At 62.2% G+C, this 15,768-nt stretch carries 15 protein-coding genes and 1 pseudogene; 9 read left to right on the forward strand and 7 right to left on the reverse strand.

Going from position 1 to position 15,768, the window contains the following annotated elements:
* Positions 1–120: 120 nt before the first annotated feature.
* Together JV201_RS03925 and rimI are read left to right on the forward strand one after the other, a co-directional pair.
* Positions 121–858 carry a hypothetical protein gene (locus JV201_RS03925; RefSeq protein ID WP_003214379.1) on the forward strand — a complete coding sequence of 246 codons (738 nt, stop codon included), beginning with the start codon at positions 121–123 and terminating at the stop codon, positions 856–858.
* A complete protein-coding gene (gene rimI, locus JV201_RS03930) occupies positions 851–1,303 on the forward strand; it encodes a ribosomal protein S18-alanine N-acetyltransferase (RefSeq protein ID WP_003214382.1) in 453 nt (150 codons plus the stop codon). Before JV201_RS03925 ends, rimI begins: the two co-directional genes overlap by 8 nt.
* Before the next feature lie 73 nt (positions 1,304–1,376).
* Here rimI and JV201_RS03935 read toward each other — a convergent pair whose 3' ends face one another.
* Entirely contained in the window at positions 1,377–1,781 is a 405-nt protein-coding gene (locus JV201_RS03935; protein ID WP_003214383.1) for a hypothetical protein, read from the reverse strand.
* 150 nt (positions 1,782–1,931) lie between these two features.
* Here JV201_RS03935 and can point away from each other — a divergent pair, with 150 nt between their 5' ends.
* Positions 1,932–2,576, forward strand: coding sequence for a carbonate dehydratase (can, locus tag JV201_RS03940; protein ID WP_003214385.1), 645 nt, complete (start codon positions 1,932–1,934; stop codon positions 2,574–2,576).
* On the opposite strand, the gene JV201_RS03945 is transcribed toward can, so the two are convergent.
* From JV201_RS03945 to acpA, 3 genes are all read right to left on the reverse strand, one after another.
* Positions 2,573–3,097 (reverse strand): hypothetical protein, encoded by a 525-nt coding sequence (locus JV201_RS03945; protein ID WP_003214386.1) that lies wholly within the window; start codon positions 3,095–3,097, stop codon positions 2,573–2,575. The two genes, can and JV201_RS03945, sit on opposite strands and share 4 nt — an antisense overlap.
* A gap of 171 nt (positions 3,098–3,268) precedes the next feature.
* Positions 3,269–4,438 carry a hypothetical protein gene (locus tag JV201_RS03950; RefSeq protein WP_177039570.1) on the reverse strand — a complete coding sequence of 390 codons (1,170 nt, stop codon included), beginning with the start codon at positions 4,436–4,438 and terminating at the stop codon, positions 3,269–3,271.
* 122 nt (positions 4,439–4,560) lie between these two features.
* Positions 4,561–6,261 (reverse strand): acid phosphatase, encoded by a 1,701-nt coding sequence (acpA, locus tag JV201_RS03955; RefSeq protein WP_178911637.1) that lies wholly within the window; start codon positions 6,259–6,261, stop codon positions 4,561–4,563.
* Positions 6,262–6,420: 159 nt separating this feature from the next.
* Between acpA and JV201_RS03960 the strand changes: the two genes are divergently transcribed.
* Complete coding sequence (locus JV201_RS03960; protein WP_003214393.1) at positions 6,421–6,711, forward strand: nucleotidyltransferase family protein; 291 nt, start codon at positions 6,421–6,423, stop codon at positions 6,709–6,711.
* Positions 6,708–7,051 (forward strand): annotated as a pseudogene (locus JV201_RS29550) (DUF86 domain-containing protein). Before JV201_RS03960 ends, JV201_RS29550 begins: the two are co-directional and overlap by 4 nt.
* 23 nt (positions 7,052–7,074) lie before the next feature.
* Here JV201_RS29550 and JV201_RS03970 read toward each other — a convergent pair.
* Positions 7,075–8,493, reverse strand: a complete 1,419-nt coding sequence (locus JV201_RS03970; RefSeq protein WP_008437512.1) for a short-chain fatty acid transporter — start codon at positions 8,491–8,493, stop codon at positions 7,075–7,077.
* A gap of 188 nt (positions 8,494–8,681) precedes the next feature.
* On the opposite strand from JV201_RS03970, the gene JV201_RS03975 reads away from it, so the two are divergent.
* Positions 8,682–9,965 (forward strand): MFS transporter, encoded by a 1,284-nt coding sequence (locus JV201_RS03975; RefSeq protein WP_219406538.1) that lies wholly within the window; start codon positions 8,682–8,684, stop codon positions 9,963–9,965.
* 105 nt (positions 9,966–10,070) lie between these two features.
* Here the strand turns inward: JV201_RS03975 and JV201_RS03980 are convergent, their stop codons facing one another.
* Positions 10,071–11,441, reverse strand: coding sequence for a gluconate:H+ symporter (locus JV201_RS03980; RefSeq protein WP_008437508.1), 1,371 nt, complete (start codon positions 11,439–11,441; stop codon positions 10,071–10,073).
* A gap of 217 nt (positions 11,442–11,658) precedes the next feature.
* On the opposite strand from JV201_RS03980, the gene JV201_RS03985 reads away from it, so the two are divergent.
* Positions 11,659–12,564, forward strand: coding sequence for a cation diffusion facilitator family transporter (locus JV201_RS03985; RefSeq protein WP_003214407.1), 906 nt, complete (start codon positions 11,659–11,661; stop codon positions 12,562–12,564).
* Between the two features lie 3 nt (positions 12,565–12,567).
* Here JV201_RS03985 and JV201_RS03990 read toward each other — a convergent pair whose 3' ends face one another.
* Entirely contained in the window at positions 12,568–13,242 is a 675-nt protein-coding gene (locus JV201_RS03990; RefSeq protein WP_008437506.1) for a heavy metal response regulator transcription factor, read from the reverse strand.
* Between the two features lie 161 nt (positions 13,243–13,403).
* On the opposite strand from JV201_RS03990, the gene JV201_RS03995 reads away from it, so the two are divergent.
* Positions 13,404–14,627 carry a TolC family protein gene (locus JV201_RS03995; RefSeq protein WP_219406539.1) on the forward strand — a complete coding sequence of 408 codons (1,224 nt, stop codon included), beginning with the start codon at positions 13,404–13,406 and terminating at the stop codon, positions 14,625–14,627.
* 18 nt (positions 14,628–14,645) lie between these two features.
* Entirely contained in the window at positions 14,646–15,758 is a 1,113-nt protein-coding gene (locus JV201_RS04000) for an efflux RND transporter periplasmic adaptor subunit (protein WP_003214413.1), read from the forward strand.
* The last annotated feature ends 10 nt before the right edge of the window (positions 15,759–15,768 follow it).

Below are 15,768 nucleotides of genomic sequence, written 5' to 3' on the forward strand. Positions count from 1 at the left end.
ACCGGAACGATCAACTGCGGGCGATCTTCGTCGAAGGGCGGTAGAATCCCTGTTCTTTAGTTATCCACAAGTGGCCGACCTTTGCTTATCGAGTCCCGACGTCGCGCTTACTTGACCGCCATGCAGGTGGTCAACTGGCTGCCGCGCACTGAATTACCGTTCGCCGCCCCTTCGCGGCCCGAGCTGCTGGAGGCCCCGGAACCGTTCGAGGCTTTCGAGCCTTCGGGTGAGGAGGCGGCTGCGCCGGTGCCGCTGGTCAAGCCTGTGGCAGAAACCCCGGTGGTCCGGCCAAAGGTCGAAGTGCCGCGCCCGTCGCCGGTGGCCAAGCCGGTCGTCGCCGAAGAGGCGCCTGCCGTGGTCAAGGCTCCGGTCGTACCGCCGCCACGCTTTGCCCTGCAACTGCTGCGGGCCGGGCGATGCCTGCTGCTGGTGGAGTTACCCACAGGCGAGCGCTTCCAGGCCCGCGACCCGGCCTATCTGCTGCTCAAGGACATGTTGCGCGCCGCCGGCCTGCCCGACAGTCCGCAAATCGTTGGCGAGCCGGTGCGCTGGCCGCTGCTGGCCCGGGGCACCATGGACCAGGGCCCGGAAGCTGCACGGGATTTTGTGCAAGGTTTTGTCTCGGCGCGCCTGGAAGACGAACCCTGCGTGTGCCTGTGGCTGATCGGCCTGCCCGCCGTGCGTTTTGCCGGCGAAGCGAATGCCGAGGCCTGGTACCGCGAACTGCAGGTCGAAGGCCTGGGCTCCGTTTGGGCCCTGCCGGGCCTGGAACTATTAATGGAAGAGCCACAGCGTAAGGCTGATGTCTGGCAAGCCATGCGCCGGCTGATGGCGCGCTGGAAAAGTACCGATGAGTGAAGCTTTATCCTTCCGCCCGATGACCGAGGCGGACCTCGACGCTGTACTGAAGATCGAATACGCAGCGTTCAGCCACCCCTGGACCCGCGGGATTTTTCTCGACGGGCTGGGCAAGTACCAGATCTGGCTGATGTTTGAAGGTGAGCAGCAGGTGGGCCACGGGGTGGTGCAGATCATCCTCGATGAAGCGCATTTGCTGAACATCACCGTCAAGCCGGAAAACCAGGGCCGTGGCCTGGGCTTGAGCTTGCTGGAGCACCTGATGTCCCGGGCCTACGAGGCCAAGGCGCGGGAATGTTTCCTGGAAGTGCGCGACAGCAACACCGGCGCGTTCCGGCTGTACGAGCGTTATGGTTTCAACGAAATTGGCCGTCGGCGGGATTATTACCCCGCCGTCGGTGGCCGCGAAGATGCGGTCGTGATGGCCTGCACCCTGGTCGACTAAACACAGGGCCCAATGTGGGAGCGGGCTTGGTGGGAGCGAGCAAGCCCGCTCCCACATTCAGTTCGGCAGGGTGTCAGCGGTTGCCGTCTACTGGATCGATATCGGCCAACTCGGCCTCATCCAGGCCATTGCCGCCGCCGATCTCGTCTTCATCGACGATACTCAAATCGTAATCCGCCGGATGGTCTTCACCTGCTTCCTGCGCATCCCGCGCGCCATCCTCATGGATCAGCGTTTCCGGGCTCATGTCATCATCGGTTGAGTCATGATCGTCAGTGGAAGCACCGGTCATCCCGGCTTCGCGCACCCGTTCGTCGGGCATCAGGTGCTCACGCTCCCGAGGCGGAATCTCGTCGCCGATTTCCGCAGTCGGTTCCTCCTTGTCAAAATCCAGCTCGCGCATTTCGCCCATGCGATCTTCGTTGTCATCAATCGGTTCCGGCTGTGTAGCGCCGTAGGGACGTCGTGATTCAGTCATGGCGATTCCTCATACTGTGGGGCTTATAGTGTGTGGACAGGCATGGCTCCCCAAGATTCAAGAAATTGCCGCCGGCTATCTTTATTGTTGGCGTGACCCGGACGGGCGGTCGAGTGTCAAAACTGCGCATCATTCCTGAGGCTTTCCCTGATGAACGAACTACAAGACTTGCTTGATAACAACGAACGCTGGGCGGATGCGATCAAACAGGAAGATCCCGAATTCTTCGCCAAGCTCGCCCGCCAGCAAACCCCGGAATACCTGTGGATCGGCTGTTCCGACGCCCGCGTGCCGGCCAACGAGATCGTCGGCATGCTGCCTGGCGACCTGTTTGTGCACCGCAACGTGGCCAACGTGGTATTGCACACCGACCTCAATTGCCTGTCGGTGATCCAGTACGCAGTCGACGTGCTCAAGGTCAAACACATCCTGGTGACCGGCCACTATGGCTGCGGTGGCGTACGCGCCTCGATGCAGGACAACCAGTTGGGCCTGATCGACGGCTGGCTGCGCACCATCCGTGACCTGTACTACGAAAACCGCGACGTGCTGGCCCAGTTGCCCACGGAAGAGGAACGCGTAGACCGCCTGTGCGAACTGAACGTGATCCAGCAGGTGGCCAACGTCGGCCACACCAGCATCGTGCAGAACGCTTGGCACCGCGGGCAGAGCCTGTCGGTTCATGGCTGCATTTACGGGATCAAGGACGGCCGCTGGAAAAGCCTGAACACCACCATCAGTGGCTTCGAGCAACTGCCGCCGCAATACCGCCTGCGCCCGCTGGGTGCGGTCTAAGGGCTTTTGCGTTCGCGCCACTGCTCCATGAATTGCTGACCCTCGGGATTCAACGGCTCCTTCATGCCGGTGATCCAGCCCCGACAGTTGAGCTCGCCGCACTGGCAGCGAAACTGTCGGAACAATACGTCCTCGGTGTGGGCGTAATCCATGGTCAGCAGGGCGCCAGCGGGAATGGGCTGAACGGACCACAGTTCCAGGTACGTCATGTCGAGAAACGCGTTCGGGTTGCACGAGTGCGAAAGCAAACCGCTGAACCACGGGTCGTACAAGTGGATACGCGAGGACATCTGCACCGTATGCAGGCGCCGCTCATTCAATGCGTAGCCGGACACCCTGGCGATACACAGGCGGCTGTCAAAGGCGACGCGGGTCTTGATTCCGTCGCCTGAACCGTCTCGGGTACGCACCACTTCATAGTCGCGAGCGCGGGGGTAGCCGTGTTCGGCGAGGGCGGTCGCGAACGGGTAAAGACACTTGCTCACAGCGGTTTTAGCCTTGTCCATGGCTTGAGTTTTCATGACTCTCCAGGAGGGGCTGCATCGACCTGCCGGTGGTGTCTTGACTGCCAGTCTTGCAGCGGATGGGCGCGGCTCAAGACTCGCTTAAGTGGGAACCAATTTCTACTGTCAAATCTGACAGTAGAAATTGGCTATCTTTTATGTAGGAAAACGCCCTTCTTGCAGCCTGCTTCAGAGCGCCGGTGCTTCAATCGCCGGTTCTGGCACGGCGCTTTTCAATTGCCTCAGCTGGGTCTTGATCGCCGGCTGGGCACACTTGGCGTTCGCTTGATCGGGCGTCAGCTCGCGGATAGAGGTGTAGAACAGTTCGCAGGTCTGCTCCTTGCGCGTTACCTGCCAGGTGTTCATGCAGCCTTTGAGCTGCACATTCGGATCGCTGGCGGGCTTCTGGCCCATCGAGGCCTGCCAGCAGGCGGCGCTCAAGTCCTGGCCCATCACCTTCAAACCGGCCTCGTCGGCCTTTTGCTCGTCACCGTCATAGGTGTCGGGGTTGGCGGCATACCAGATGTAGCTCGGGTGATTGGCGCCCAGTACGGCGACCTGGCTCCCGACGGCCGGGCTGATTTGCGCCAGGCCCAGTACGGCAACGGTTTGCCCGTATTGCTGCTTGATCCAGCTGCGCACCGGCGCGCCGAAGGCCACCATCGGCAACGCGCCGCCCGCGTGCTGGCTCAGCTCCTTGACCATCCGGGTCTGGTAGTCGGTGAAGTAACCGTAGACGCCTTCCAGGTCCTTGCCCGCCGTGGCAGGGGCGGCGATCGGGGCGATGTCGATGATGGTCTGGTATTCCGGCGTCTGGGTCGCCGGGATGCCGTTGGCCGTGAGCAAGGTCGCCCAGCGGTCGGTGGTGGCCGACTCCAGGTAGTCCTGGAAGTGGGTCAGGGAATAATCCGGCGGGAAGTGCAGCAGCTCGATGCTCTTGCGGTTTTCCAGGGCCATGCCCAGCGGCAGGAACAGGTACCAGTTGAACTGCCACTTGCCATCGCCATTGAGTTTGCTGGCGCCCTGGTAAGCCAGGTCGGCGGTATCGAGCAAGGTGGTCAACGGCTGGCCATAACCGTCTGGCACACCGCTGAACGTGGCCAGCACCTGGTCATGCTCGGTTTTGACGCTGACTTTGCCCCGGCTGTAACCGTCGCGTTGCAGGCTCTGGTTCAGGTAGTGCTCGACGGTCTGTTCCAGCGTCCAGGGACGAAAACAGATGACGCTGCAATTGTTCGGGTACGCGAACAACTGGGTGACCCGTTGCGGGGTACCCAGCGGTACGGTGATATCAGCCTGTACGACCGCACTCAAGGTCAGTGCGGCCAGGGTGAAGGACAACCTGGAGAGTTTGAACATGGATGGTTCCCTGTCAGCGAAAGCCCGTCTGCGCGGGGTGAATGCCCACCCTCACACAGTAGCGGTTGACCGGGAAAAGCGCGTAGAAAAACTGCGCGCTTGTCGCTTTTAAGCAAATGCGTCTACACCGGGAAGTGCAGGGCGTTGCTCAAATCCCCCATGGGCTTTTGGCCGCGCGCGGTCATGGCGTCGTCACGCTGCTTGAGCCCGTCGAGGGTTTCCAGCTGGAACACCCGGGTGATCAGACGCAGGATCGACGCGGTGTCGTAGACGGTATGGTCCACCGTGCCCTTGCGCGCGAACGGCGAGACCACCAGTGCCGGAATCCGCGTGCCCGGGCCCCAACGATCGCCTTTTGGCGGTGCAACGTGGTCCCACCAGCCGCCGTTTTCATCGACGGTGACGATCACCACCATGTTCTTCCACTGCGGGCTTTCCTGCAGCACCTTCAAGGCGCGGGTGATATGCCGGTCGCCCGAAGCGACGTCGGCGTAACCGGCGTGCATATTCAGGTTGCCCTGGGGTTTGTAGAAGGTCACCGCAGGCAGCTTGCCGGCCTGGGCATCGGCGAAGAACTTGTTGGTGCTGGCGTCATCCCCCAGGCCGCCATCGCGCAGGCGTTTATTGCGCTCAGCCGGGTTTTCCGGGCCTTGCTGCTTGAAGTAGTTGAAGGGCTGGTGGTGGTACTGGAAGTTCGGAATCTTCGGAATGCCGCCCGAGTCCTTGAACTGATCCAGCGTTGCTTGCCACGCACCGGCGTACCAGGCCCAGTCGACGTTCTTTTTCGACAGTTTGTCGCCGATGTGCTCGTGGGTTTGTGGCACCAGCACGTTAGGCAAGTCGGGCTTGGAGTAATCCGGGCGCTCGGGGTCGCGAATCCAGGTCGGCCAGTAAGGCGGGGCCAGGGTGTTCACGCCGAAACCGTCCGGGGTCAGTGCGCTGGGGCCGAATTGCGGCGGGCCGGTCATGGCGCTGGCCGGGGACTTGTCCAGAGGCTTGAGGCGCGGGTCGGTCGGGTCGTCGCTTTGCAGCGTGGCGATCTGTGCCTTGGCCACCGATTGCGCAGCGTTTGGGTACACCGGCGGGGTGGCACTGATCAGGTATTGGTGGTTGAGGAACGAGCCGCCAAACGCGCCCTGGAAGAAGTTATCGCAGAGCACAAACTCCTTCGCCACGTCCCACAAGCGCAGGGCGTAACGGCTCTGGGCGTAATGGCCCATCAGCAGGCCGCCGGAGTCGCCCCAGGCGACGAACGCATCGTTTTTACCGCCATTGATCTGCATTTGGTTCTGATAGAACACGTGCCACAAATCCCGGGTCACCAGGCTCAGGGGCTGGTCTTCGCCATTCGGGCCTTTGAGGGCGAACGGAGCGTTGGGCAGGTTTTCCTGGTATTGCACTTCGCTGGGGTACGTGACGCCATCCACGGTCTGCGGGCCAACTTGCAACACGCCGCCCCATGTCGGGGGCAGGGTGCTCAGCAGGCTGCCGTCGCGGTCGCGCTGCTGATAGTCCGCAGGGGCGAGGGCCGACAATGGTTTCTCGACCCCGGGGAAATCCGCAAACAGGTTGTTGAAGCTGCGGTTTTCGGCGTAGATCACCACCACGGTTTTAACCTGTTCGTGCAAGGCCTTGTCCAGCTCTTGCGGCGTCAGCGGGCGATCCACCGGCTTGCCGGGTGCCTCGCTGGTATTGCCGCAGGCACTCAGGGTCGCACCCACGCCCAGCACGGCCGCGCCTCCCAGGAAGCGCCGCCGGCTGGTGTCGACTGGCGGTTTGGCTTCAATGTCTTGGGAAGGGCGGTCTTTGTGCTCGTCGCTCATTGCGGGGAGTCCATGCAGGTTAGTTGTTGCAATATGTTTCGCCGGAACGGTAGCAATGGAATGTGACGGAACGAAGACAGCGGTGTGATCATGTGGGCATGCTTCCTGATCCCAAGCACTGCTAGACTGGCCCGATATTGCATACCGCAGAGGTGCCCCATGAAACCTTCAACTGCCCTGGATCTCAAGAGGGCTGCCGTGCGTGAAGTAGTAGGACGTTTCCATACCTCCAACCCAAGGGTGTTTGGGTCCGTTTTGTTGGGGACTGATAAAGACGGCAGTGATCTCGATTTACTGGTTGATGCGCTACCGGGAGCGACCCTTTTTGACCTTGGTGGGCTGCAGGTGGAGTTGGAAGACTTGCTCGGGGTAAACGTCGATTTGCTGACGCCTGGCGATCTGCCTCTGAAGTTTCGTGCTCAAGTCTTGGCTGAGGCCCGGCCCGTATGATCTCAAATCGGATTGGCGACTACCTGGAGCACATGCGCCAGGCATCGTCCGACGCGATCACCTTTGTCGAAGGGGTGAGCAACCTGAGTTTTTTGAAGACAAGCGTACCCAACAAGCCGTGATCATGAGTTTGATCATCATCGGCGAAGCGTCGACCAAAATAATGGATCAACATCCAGAGTTTGCAGCCGCCCAACCGCAGGTGCCTTGACGCAGTATGCGCGGGATGCGCAACCGGATTGCCCATGGTTACTTCGACATAAATCTTGAAGTGGTATGGGACACGGTTCAGCACGCGCTACCTGAGCTGCTGAACAACCTGCCAGCCGCACCCGCCTGAAGAGCGGGTGCAGCTTCAGATAATTAAGGCATCACCGGCGGCAAATATTTAAGCGTCGTGCCCAACGCCCACAGCAGGAACAACACCAGCGGCGTATGCACCAGCAGCTGCACAAACGAAAAACCGATCAAGTCCCGCGCCTTCAACCCCAGCACGCCCAGCAGCGGCAGCATATAGAACGGGTTGATCAGGTTCGGCAGCGCTTCGGCGGCGTTGTAGATCTGCACCGCCCAGCCCAGGTGATATTCCAGGTCGTTGGCGACCTGCATCACGTACGGCGCCTCGATGATCCACTTGCCGCCGCCCGACGGGATAAAGAAGCCCAGCACCGCCGAGTACACGCCCATCAACAGCGCGTAGGTGTCGTGGGACGCGATCGAGGTGAAGAAGGTCGAGATGTGGTGCGCCAGGGTCGCGCCGTCACTGCCTTTCACCACGGTCATCAGCGCGGCAATCGAGCCATATAGCGGGAACTGGATCAGCACCCCGGTGGTGGTGGGTACCGCACGGGCCACCGCATCGAGAAAACTGCGCGGACGCCAGTGCAGTAGGGCACCGACCATCAGGAACAGGAAGTTATAGGTGTTCAGCCCTGAGATCGCGCTGATCGCCGGCTTGGTCGAGAATTCATGGAACAACCAACCGGCGGCCAGCAACGCCAGCAGGATGGTCAGCAACGGGCTGTGCTCCAGCCACTCGCCCGGACGGGTCGGCGGTTGCGGCTTGGGCATGTTGAAGGCCGGGTCGATACCGCAAGCCTTGGCGTCACGGGCGGAGTTCGGCCCGGGCGCGGTGGCGTAGGCGATGATCAGCGACACCACGATCAGCGCCAGCAACAGCACGCCGGACTGCCACAGAAAGATGGTGTCGGTGAACGGGATCATCCCGGTGATCGACAGGATCGACGGCGGCAAACTGGCCGGGTTGGCCTGCAACTGCGCCGCCGACGACGACAGCCCCAGCGCCCAAACGGCACCCAGGCCGAGGTAGGCCGCAGCACCGGCCGCGCGGTAATCCATGCGCAAATCCGTACGCCGGGCCAGCGCACGCACCAGCAAACCACCGAACACCAGGGACAGGCCCCAGTTGAGCAACGAGGCGACCATCGAAATCAGCGCCACCCAGGCCACGGCAGAACGGCCGTTCTTCGGGATGCGCGCCAGGCGGTCGATCAACTTTACGGCGGGCGGGGAGCTGGCGACCACGTAACCGCCAATCACCACAAAGGCCATTTGCATGGTGAACGGGATCAAACTCCAGAAACCGTCACCAAACGCCTTGGCGGCCTCGGTCGGCGCGGCGCCCATGCCCAGGGTCGCCACGGCGACAATGATCACGGCGAGGGCGGCAAACACCCAGGAGTCAGGGAACCAGCGCTCGGCGAAGTTTGAACAACGCAGGGCGAATCGGGCGTAGCGGCTGTCTTCGATAGCATCGGCCACGTTCAGTACCTCTATTTGTATTTATTATGGGGGCGGCAGTTTTGCTGCATGTTCCTCTACGGCTATTCATTTGGGAATGTAGTTATCTTCATTGATCAATGAGTAAAGCAAATATATCCGGCGAGATTGCCATCACCGGGCTCAGCTCATAACCTGCAGTCCATTTCGTTTGCCTGCCGAGCTTTTCCATGACTGCCACCTCTTATCCACAGGCGCAGCGTTTCTCCCGCTCCGACTACAAAACCCTGGGCCTGGCCGCCCTGGGCGGGGCCCTGGAAATCTACGACTTCATCATCTTCGTATTTTTCGCGCTCACCCTCAGCCAGCTGTTTTTCCCGCCGGAAATGCCCGAGTGGCTGCGCCTGCTGCAAAGCTTCGGCATCTTCGTCACGGGCTACCTGGCACGCCCGCTGGGCGGAATCCTGATGGCGCACTTCGCCGATCACCTGGGGCGCAAACGGGTGTTCAGCCTGAGCATCCTGATGATGGCGCTGCCGTGCCTGCTGATCGGCATCATGCCCACCTACGCACAAATCGGTTATTTCGCACCGTTGATCCTGCTGGCGCTGCGCATCCTCCAGGGTGCGGCAGTGGGCGGGGAAGTGCCCAGCGCCTGGGTGTTTGTCGCCGAACACGCTCCGGACAACCATCGTGGTTATGCCCTGGGCTTCCTCCAGGCCGGGCTGACCTTCGGCTACCTGCTCGGCGCGCTGACGGCGACGCTGCTGGCGCAAGTCTTCACCCCGGCCGAAATCCTCGACTACGCCTGGCGCTTCCCGTTCCTGCTCGGCGGCGTGTTCGGCGTGATCGGTGTCTGGCTGCGGCGCTGGCTCAGCGAAACCCCGGTGTTCCTGCAAATGCAGGCCCGTCGCCAGGCCGGCGCCGAACTGCCGCTGCGTACCGTCCTGCGGGAACATCGCAGCGCGCTGCTGCCGGCGATGATCCTCACCTGCGTGCTCACCTCGGCCGTCGTCGTACTGGTGGTGATCACCCCGACCATGATGCAGAAAACCTTCGGCATGAGCCCCAGCCACACCTTCGCCCTGAGCGCGTTGGGCATCGTGTTCCTGAATATCGGTTGCGTGTTGGCCGGGCTCCTGGTGGACCGCATCGGCGCCTGGCGTGCGGTGTTGGTCTATAGCCTGCTGCTGCCGGTGGGGATTGCCGTGCTCTATGCGAGCCTGATTGCCGGTGGCGTGTGGCTGGGCGCAGCGTATGCAATTGCCGGCTTGAGTTGCGGGGTGGTGGGCGCGGTGCCGTCGGTGATGGTCAACCTGTTCCCGGCGCAGGTGCGGGTGTCGGGGATTTCCTTCACCTACAACATTGCCTATGCGCTGTGGGCGAGTACCACGCCGCTGATGTTGATCGCGTTGATGCCGACCAGCCCGTGGATCTGCGTGGGGTATTGCGTGGCGATGGGCGCGGTGGGCGCAGTGAGTGCGGCGCATTTTGGCAAGCGCCAACCTACCTGATCGTTCCCACGCTCTGCGTGGGAACGACTCCCTGGACGCTCCGCGTCCGCTTGTGTGACGCGGAGCGTCACGGATGCATTCCCACGCGGAGCGTGGGAACGATCATTACGTCAGGAAGTGCCACATCAGCAATGTGCCCACCAGGCCCACCACCGACACAATGGTCTGCAACACCGACCACACCCAGATCGTCTGCTTCAGTTGCAAGCCGAAGTATTCGCGCACCATCCAGAAGCCGGCATCGTTGACGTGGCAGAAGAACACCGAGCCGGCACCAATCGCCAGGGCGACCAGTGAGCTTTGCGTCGCCGCCAATCCCGCCATCATCGGCGCGAGGATGCCCGCCGTTGTCGTGGTGGCGACGGTCGCCGACCCCGTGGCCTGACGCAGCGCCACCGCAATCAACCAGGCCAGCAACAGATACGGCATGTGCGCGCCTTCGGCCACCTTGCTGATGGTCTGGCTCACGCCGGCATCCAGCAGGGTTTGCTTCAACCCGCCACCGGCGCCGATGGTCAGCAGCAGCACCGCGATCGGCGCCAGCGCCTTGCGCAGGGTGTTGCCGACATCGGCCCGCGGCATGCCGCTGGCCCAGCCCAGGCAAATCACCGCGGCAATCACCGCCAGGCCCAGCGCGATCAACGGCTCACCGAGGAACTTCAAGGTCAGTGCCACCGGGCTTTCCGGCGACATGGCAACCTTGGCCAGGGTGCTGCCGAGCATCAGGATCACCGGCAACAGGATGATCAGCAGCGACACACCAAAACTCGGCTGGCGCGGCGCCTTGGGCGGAGCACTGAACAGCGCGCCAATGTCGGCCGGCTCATCCACGTGCATGCGCTTGGACAGCCAGTTGCCGTACAACGGGCCGGCCAGAATCACGGCCGGCACTGCCAGGCAAAAGCCCAGCAACATGGTCAGGCCCAGGTCGGCGTGCAACGCGCTGACCGCAATCAGCGGCCCCGGATGCGGTGGCATCAAGGCGTGCAGGGTGGTCATCCCCGCCAGCGCCGGAATTGCGATTTTCAGCAGCGGCTGGTTCGAACGCTTGGCCATCACGAAGATGATCGGCACCATCATCACCAGGCCCACTTCGAAGAACAGCGGCAGGCCAATCACCATCGCCACCAGCGCCATCACCCACGGCAATGACTTGCCTTTACCCAACCCCAGCAGGGTGGTGGCGATACGGTCGGCAGCCCCGGATTCGGCCATCAACGCGCCGAGCATCGAGCCCAGGGCAATGATGATCCCGGCTTCACCGAGAATCGCCCCGGCGCCTTTGCTGAAGGCCTTGGCCACTTCTTCCGGCGGCAAGCCCGCGCCGACACCGGCGATAAACGTACCGATCAGGATCGACAGGAAGGGCGGCAGCTTGGTCGCGCTGATCAACACAATGATGCTGGCGATGGCCAGTAATACGCAGAACATGAGGCGGGTGTCGTGAACCATCCACGCGGCAGTCGATAACTCCAAAACGGGACTCCTTATCGAACAGGTTGGCTAATGTGTTTCTTTTTGTTTCCTGCTCGAAAAGCATACCTGATACAACGGTTCCAGAGCGTTCATGTTCAATTTTGGTGCGCATGGCTTAACGCCCAGCTGACGGCGAGATGACAATTTTGCAACTCGTGCCGGTGGTTTTGGCCTATAGCTCTATGATCAACCGGACGACCACCCACGAGGATATTTCATGAGCGCAGGACACAGCCACGCCCAGGTACGCGCCGGCCACGAACGGCTGTTATGGATCGCATTGGCACTGACCGGCAGCTTTATGATCGCCGAGGTGATCGGCGCCTTTATCACCGGCAGCCTGGCGCTGTTGTCCGATGCCGCGCACATGATGACCGACGCCCTGGCGCTAGGGATTTCCCTGGTGGCGATCCAGGTCGCCAAGCGCGCCGCCGACCGCAAGCGCACCTTCGGCTATGCGCGTTTCGAGATCCTGGCGGCAGCGTTTAATGCGCTGCTGCTGTTCGGCGTTGCGTTCTACATCCTGTATGAGGCGTATCAACGCTTGCAGGCGCCCGCCGAGATCCAGTCCACCGGCATGCTGGTGATCGCGGTGCTGGGGCTGATCGTCAACCTGATTTCCATGCGATTGCTGAGTGCGGCCAGCGGCGAAAGCCTGAATGTGAAGGGCGCTTACCTGGAGGTCTGGAGCGACATGCTCGGCTCCATCGGCGTGATCATCGCGGCGCTGGTGATCATGTACACCGGCTGGGGCTGGGTGGATTCGGTGGTGGCGGCGGCGATTGGCTTCTGGGTATTGCCCCGCACCTGGACGCTGCTCAAGGAAAGCATGAACGTGCTGCTGCAAGGTGTGCCGGATGGCATCGATATCGACAAGGTGGAACAGGCAATTCGCGGCGTTCCCGGGGTCAAGGACGTGCACGACCTGCATATCTGGGCCCTCACCAGCGGCAAGAACGTGCTGAGCACTCACTTGGTGGCGGATTCTGCTCAAGGCAGCGAGCAACAGATCCTCAGCCAGGTGACGGAGTTACTGCATGAACAATTCGATATTTCCCACGCCACGATCCAGATCGAGGGCGAAGGTTTTCAGCATGACGAGCACGACGAGGTGCACGCCTGACCGTCACTCACGGTCTTCCAGCACATAACCCACGCCGCGCAAGGTATGGATCAACTTGCGCTCGAACGGGTCGTCGATCTTCGCCCGCAGGCGGCGGATCGACACTTCCACCACATTGGTGTCGCAATCAAAGTTCATGTCCCAAACGAACGAGATAATTTGCGTGCGCGACAGCACCACGCCGCTCTGGCGCATCAGCAGGTGCAGCAGGGCGAACTCCTTGGTGGTCAGGTCGATGCGCTGCAAACCGCGAAACGCCCGGTGGCGGCCCTGATCCAATTCCAGGTCGGCCACCCGCAACACATCCGGCACCGGCGAATGCACGCTGCGGCGCATCAAGGTGCGCACCCGCGCGAGTAATTCGGGGAACTCAAACGGCTTGACCAGGTAATCATCGGCGCCCAGGTCCAGGCCCTTGATCCGGTCGGCGAGGCGGCCCTGGGCGGTCAGCATCATGATGCGGGTGCTGCTGTTCTGGCGGATGCGTTGCAGCACGTCCCAGCCATCCATCAACGGCAAATTCACGTCGAGCATCACCAGGTCGTAGGCGTGCTGGCGAGACAAATGCAGGCCGTCGGCGCCGGTGGCGGCACAGTCGACGATATAGCCACTTTCGCTCAATCCCTGATGTAGATAATCGGCGGTTTTAGGTTCGTCTTCGATAACCAGAATACGCATGTCGAGGATCCCGCTGGGCAGTGGAAAAGTTGCCCTGAGCTTAAAGCAAAAGCCCGCGCCAGAGCCGTTGCTAACGGATTTGTAATGTTCTGGCCACTCCTCTGATAAGTACCGAAAGTTACATTGCCCACCTGTTAATTCATGGGCATGGAACTCTTGTTATGCCAACTTTTGTCCGCACGTTTATCGGCGCTTCGGTGCTGTTGCTGATGACGGTCCAGGGCGCAAACGCGCAAACCCTGACCCTCGAATCGGCCCTGCAAACCGCCTTCGCCAACAACCCCGACATGGCCGCTGCGCAGTGGGAAATCGACATCGCCCAAGGCGGTCGCCAGCAGGCCGGTTTGATTCCGAATCCGGTGGCCTCCTGGGATGCCGAAGACACCCGCCGCAACTCGCGCACCACCACCGTAAAACTGAGCCAAACCCTGGAACTGGGTGGCAAGCGCGGCGCCCGGATTGATGTCGCCACCCGTGCCCAGGAGGCGGCCGCACTCACCCTGGAACAGCGTCGCAACGGGCTGCGTGCGGAGGTCATCGACGGTTACTACGGCGCACTTCGCGCCCAGGAACGCCTCGACCTGGCCCAGCGCTCATTGGCATTGGCCGAGCGCGGCCTGGTGGTGGCCAATGGTCGCGTCACCGCCGGCAAAACGTCCCCGGTGGAAGCCACCCGGGCCCAGGTGCAACTCTCGGAAATCCGCCTGGAATTCAACCGCGCGCAGATGGGCCTGACCGATGCCTACCGGCGTCTCGCCGCCAGTACTGGCGCGGCCAGCACCGATTTCCAGGCCGTCGCCACCCAAGCCCAGGCCGCCCCGGCATTACCGTCGCCCGCGCAGCTGCTGGCGCGCCTGGAACAGACCGCCGAACTGCGCCTGGCCGAACTGCAAATCGTCCAGGGCGAAGCGGCCCTGGGCCTGGAAAAAGCCCAGCGCATTCCCGACCTCGACGTGTCCATCGGCAGCCAATACGACGCCAGCGTGCGCGAGCGGGTCAACGTGGTGGGCGTGTCGATGCCGATCCCGCTGTTCAACCGCAACCAGGGCAACGTGCTGGCCGCGAGTCGCCGTGCCGACCAGGCCCGCGACCTGCGCAACGCTACCGAACTGCGCCTGCGCACCGAAACCCGCCAGGCCCTGGACCTTTGGCAAACCGCGAATACCGAAGTGCGCTCGTTCAACCAACAGATCCTGCCCGCCGCCCAAAGCGCGGTGGACAGCGCCACCCGCGGTTTCGAGATGGGCAAGTTCAACTTCCTCGACGTACTCGACGCCCAGCGCACCTTGATTGCGGCCCGCACCCAATACCTCGCGGCGACCGCCCAGGCCACCGAAGCCTGGGTGCGCATCGAACGGATTTACGGCGACCTCGCCCGGTTTTGATTTTTTCAGGAGCGTTCCATGAACAACAAACACAGGATGGCGCTGGCCGTTGCGCTGATGCTGGCGTGGCCGGCCATCAGCGGTGCGGCAGAGGCGGAAGAAGAAGGCAAGATCGAGCTGACCGAACAGCAGGTCCAGGCCGCCGGTATTCAACTGGCCCCGGCGCAATCCCGGCAGATCAGCACTGTGCTTTCGCTGCCGGGCGAGGTGCGTTTCGACGAAGACCGCACCTCCCACATCGTGCCGCGTGCTGCCGGCGTGGTGGAGTCGGTGAAGGTCAACCTCGGCCAATCGGTGAAGAAGGGCGAGCTGCTCGCGGTGATCGCCAGCCAGCAGATTTCCGATCAGCGCAGTGAACTGGCGGCCAGTGAGCGCCGGGTGGTACTGGCCCGCACCACCTTCCAGCGCGAGCGCCAGTTGTGGCAGGACAGGATCTCCGCCGAACAGGATTACCTGCTGGCGCGCCAGGCGCTGCAAGAGGCCGAAATCGCCCTGAACAATGCCCGGCAAAAGATGAACGCCCTGAGCGGCAGCGCCGTATTGGTCGGCGGCAATCGCTACGAACTGCGGGCGCCGTTCGACGGCGTAGTAGTGGAAAAACACCTGGGTGTCGGCGAAGTGGTGAGCGAGACCAGCAACGCCTTCACCCTGTCGGACCTGTCCCAGGTGTGGGTCACCTTCGGCGTGTTCCCCAAGGATTTGAACAAGGTCCGGGTCGGCAAACCGGTGAAGGTCACGTCCTCGGAAATGGGCACCGAAGTACTCGGCACCGTGGCCTATGTCGGCAACTTGCTGGGGGAGCAGACCCGCACGGCCACCGTGCGCGTCACGGTGCCGAACCCCGACGCTTCGTGGCGTCCAGGGCTGTTCGTTTCCGTGCAGGTCGCCACCGACACCTACCCGGCCAAGGTCACCGTCCCCCAGGAAGCGATCCAGACCGTCGAGGACAAACCCTCGGTGTTCGTGCGCACCAGCGACGGCTTCATGACCCGGCATATCGAACTGGGCGTCAGCGAAAACGGTTTCGTCGAAGTGCGCCAGGGCCTCGACGCCGGCGCGCAGGTGGCCACCGTCGGCAGCTTCATCCTCAAGTCCGAGTTGGGCAAGGCCTCGGCCGAGCACGCCCATTGATCCTGCGAGT

Source organism: Pseudomonas sp. Colony2 (assembly GCF_019382755.1).
Classification (GTDB): domain Bacteria; phylum Pseudomonadota; class Gammaproteobacteria; order Pseudomonadales; family Pseudomonadaceae; genus Aquipseudomonas.

Coding starts and splice junctions, on each gene's coding strand:
- JV201_RS03925 (WP_003214379.1), top strand. CDS start 121: ATGCAGGTGGTCAACTGGCTGCCGCGCACTGAATTACCGTTCGCCGCC.
- rimI (WP_003214382.1), top strand. CDS start 851: ATGAGTGAAGCTTTATCCTTCCGCCCGATGACCGAGGCGGACCTCGAC.
- JV201_RS03935 (WP_003214383.1), bottom strand. CDS start 1,781: ATGACTGAATCACGACGTCCCTACGGCGCTACACAGCCGGAACCGATT.
- can (WP_003214385.1), top strand. CDS start 1,932: ATGAACGAACTACAAGACTTGCTTGATAACAACGAACGCTGGGCGGAT.
- JV201_RS03945 (WP_003214386.1), bottom strand. CDS start 3,097: ATGAAAACTCAAGCCATGGACAAGGCTAAAACCGCTGTGAGCAAGTGT.
- JV201_RS03950 (WP_177039570.1), bottom strand. CDS start 4,438: ATGTTCAAACTCTCCAGGTTGTCCTTCACCCTGGCCGCACTGACCTTG.
- acpA (WP_178911637.1), bottom strand. CDS start 6,261: ATGAGCGACGAGCACAAAGACCGCCCTTCCCAAGACATTGAAGCCAAA.
- JV201_RS03960 (WP_003214393.1), top strand. CDS start 6,421: ATGAAACCTTCAACTGCCCTGGATCTCAAGAGGGCTGCCGTGCGTGAA.
- JV201_RS03975 (WP_219406538.1), top strand. CDS start 8,682: ATGACTGCCACCTCTTATCCACAGGCGCAGCGTTTCTCCCGCTCCGAC.
- JV201_RS03985 (WP_003214407.1), top strand. CDS start 11,659: ATGAGCGCAGGACACAGCCACGCCCAGGTACGCGCCGGCCACGAACGG.
- JV201_RS03990 (WP_008437506.1), bottom strand. CDS start 13,242: ATGCGTATTCTGGTTATCGAAGACGAACCTAAAACCGCCGATTATCTA.
- JV201_RS03995 (WP_219406539.1), top strand. CDS start 13,404: ATGCCAACTTTTGTCCGCACGTTTATCGGCGCTTCGGTGCTGTTGCTG.
- JV201_RS04000 (WP_003214413.1), top strand. CDS start 14,646: ATGAACAACAAACACAGGATGGCGCTGGCCGTTGCGCTGATGCTGGCG.